Source organism: Paludisphaera rhizosphaerae (assembly GCF_011065895.1).
Classification (GTDB): domain Bacteria; phylum Planctomycetota; class Planctomycetia; order Isosphaerales; family Isosphaeraceae; genus Paludisphaera; species Paludisphaera rhizosphaerae.
The window spans coordinates 1-2606 of record NZ_JAALCR010000073.1 but is presented as its reverse complement, the minus strand read 5'-3'; the positions used below and the strand labels follow the sequence as shown (position 1 = coordinate 2606).

The 2606-nt window shown below is 71.0% G+C and carries 2 protein-coding genes; both read left to right on the top strand.

Features of this window, described 5'->3' with window-relative positions; genetic code table 11:
* Positions 1–357 precede the first annotated feature (357 nt).
* A complete protein-coding gene (locus tag G5C50_RS32890; protein WP_240907437.1) occupies positions 358–1239 on the top strand; it encodes a recombinase family protein in 882 nt (293 codons plus the stop codon).
* A complete protein-coding gene (locus G5C50_RS32885) occupies positions 1233–2477 on the top strand; it encodes a recombinase zinc beta ribbon domain-containing protein (protein WP_240907436.1) in 1245 nt (414 codons plus the stop codon). Before G5C50_RS32890 ends, G5C50_RS32885 begins: the two co-directional genes overlap by 7 nt.
* Positions 2478–2606: the final 129 nt, after the last annotated feature.

Here is a 2606-nt window from a genome sequence, read left to right as displayed (position 1 = left end):
TGCTGTACCTGCCCCCCTACAGCCCCGACCTGAACCCGATCGAGAACGACCGGACAGACTCCACCTCAAGCGACAGGTGGTGCGAGTCCACCGGCGCGGGTTACCATCGACATCGCCCGGCTGCTTGAGTTGGCCGCGTGGTGCAGGCAGCACCTGGCCCAGACCTCCGGAGTGATGACATGTCCGACACCGCCCGACGCATCGTCCCCCCCCGCCCCTGACGGACCCACACGGCCCGGCGGCGGTCCCGCCCACGGTCTGGGCCCGGCTCCCCGAGGAGCGGCGGAGACAGCTCCGCGACCTTCGGACAGCTCATGGCGAGGTTCCTGGCGGCGACCCGCGGCGAGGAGGCCGGTCATGAATGACCCGCTCCTCTCGCCCAAGCTCAGGCCCTGGCACCTCGACAAGTCGGCCTTCGTCTACGTCCGCCAGTCCACGCCCCAGCAGGTCAGTGACCACCAAGAGTCGACCGCCCGGCAATACGCCCTGGCCAGCCGGGCCGCGATCCTCGGCTGGGCGGCCGATCGCATCACCGTCATCGACGACGACCTGGGCAGGAGCGGCCTGTCGATCGAGGGACGCCCCGGATTCCAACGGCTTCTGGCCGAAGTCGCGCTGGACCACGTCGGCCTGATCCTCGGCCTGGAGATGAGCCGGCTGGCCCGGTCCAACCGCGACTGGCACCAACTCCTCGAACGCTGCGCCCGCTTCCGGGTGCTCCTGGCCGACGCCGACGCGATCTACGACCCGGCCGACCACAACGACAGGCTCCTGCTCGGGCTGCACGGCATGATGAGCGAGGCAGAGCTTCATGTGCTCAAGGAACGGATGTATCAGGGCCGGGTCAACAAGGCCCGACGCGGCGTGATCATGGGTGTGCCCCCGCTCGGCTACATCCGGACCGCCGCGGGCGAGTGGGCCATCGACCCCGACGAGCGCGTCCAGGCCACCGTCCGGCTGATCTTCGACCGGTTCGATCGCGAGGCGACCCTGCATGGCCTGCTCCGCTCGCTCGTGCGCGACGCGGTCCGCATCCCGATCCGGCCCAGTTCCGGGCCGACCCGCGGCGAGCTCGAATGGCGGCGCCCCAACCGGACGACGCTCTGCAATATGCTGCACCACCCGAGCTACGCCGGGGCGTATCGATTCGGCCACCGGCAGGTCGACCCCAGGGAAAGCTGCCGGGCCGGCGGGCCACCGGCAGGAGGTCGCGCCCGCCGGAGGACTGCCTGGTGCTGATCCGGGACCGGCTGCCGGCGTACATCTCCTGGGATCGATTCCAAGCCAATCAGGAACGGCTCGCGGCCAACCGGGCCCGCAAGGAATGGCCGGGAGCGTCGCGGCAGGGGCACTCGCTGCTCGCCGGGCTGCTGCGGTGCGGGCGATGCGGGCGGCGGATGATCGTCCTCTATTCGGGGCTGAAGGACCTTCATTCATACACGTGTACCCGTGGCCCCACGGGCACCGGCGAGCCCCTGTGCCAGAGCCTCCCGGGCCCGGTCCTCGACGAGTTGATAGCCGGCCGGGTCCTGGCGGCGGTCGAGCCGGCGGCGCTGGAGGCGAGCCTGGCGGCGATGGCCGGCGTGGAGCGCGAGCGGGCCGAACTGGCCGGGCACTGGCGGCTGCGCCGCGAGCGGGCCGATCAGGAGGTCGACCGGGCGGCCCGTCAGTACCAGGCCTGCGAGCCGGAGAATCGCCTGGTCGGTCGCGAGCTGGAGCGTCGCTGGGAGGAATCGCTCAAGGGCCGGAGGCGACTCGAGGAGGAGTACGAGCGATGGCGGCGGGCGGCCCCCGGCCGGCTCACGCCGGAGGATGAGCGTGCGATCCGTTCCCTGGTGTGTGATCTGCCCGCGGTCTGGAGGTCGGCCACGACCACCCAGGCCGAGAGGCAGCGGATCGCCCGCCTCCTGGTCGAGCGGGTGAGCGTGGTCGTGGATAAGTCCAGCGAGCGGGTGGACGTCGAGCTGCACTGGGCCGGCGGGCCCGTCGAGTCGCACACCCTGTCCCGGCCGGTGAGGCGTTACGACCTGCTGTCGGGCTACTCGCAGATGGTCGAGCGGCTGCGGGCCTGGTGCGCCGAGGGGAGGAGCACGGCGGAGATCGCCGATCGGCTCAACGCGGAGGGCTTCCGGCCGGCGAAGCGGGCGGATCGATTCAACGGGGGGATGACGCAGAGGCTCCTGTGCCGCTTGGGACTGATCCATCGCCGGCCGCACGGCAGCCGGTCCGGCCTCGGCGACGATGAATACCGCCCCGGCGGCCTGTCCCAGCGGCTGGGGATCGGGCGGGACACGATCCGTCGCTGGCTGCGTGCCGGGTGGTTGACCTCGCGCCTCGATGCGGAGGGCCATCACGTGATCTGGGCCGACTCGTCAGAACTGTCCCGGCTGCGCGAGCTCCACGCCCTGCCCAGGACCTGGGCGAACGAAGGACGCCTGGCGGAATTATGCCGACCCAATCCACGCCCGGAGCGATAGACTTTAGGCCCGGCTCACGCCGAGCCGGGCCACCCCACCACATCCTTGGACGGCATCATGGCAGGTTCTTCGAGCGGGCCTTCTCCAAGCTCAAGGCCCTGCTGCGCAAGGCCGGCGAGCGGACCGTCG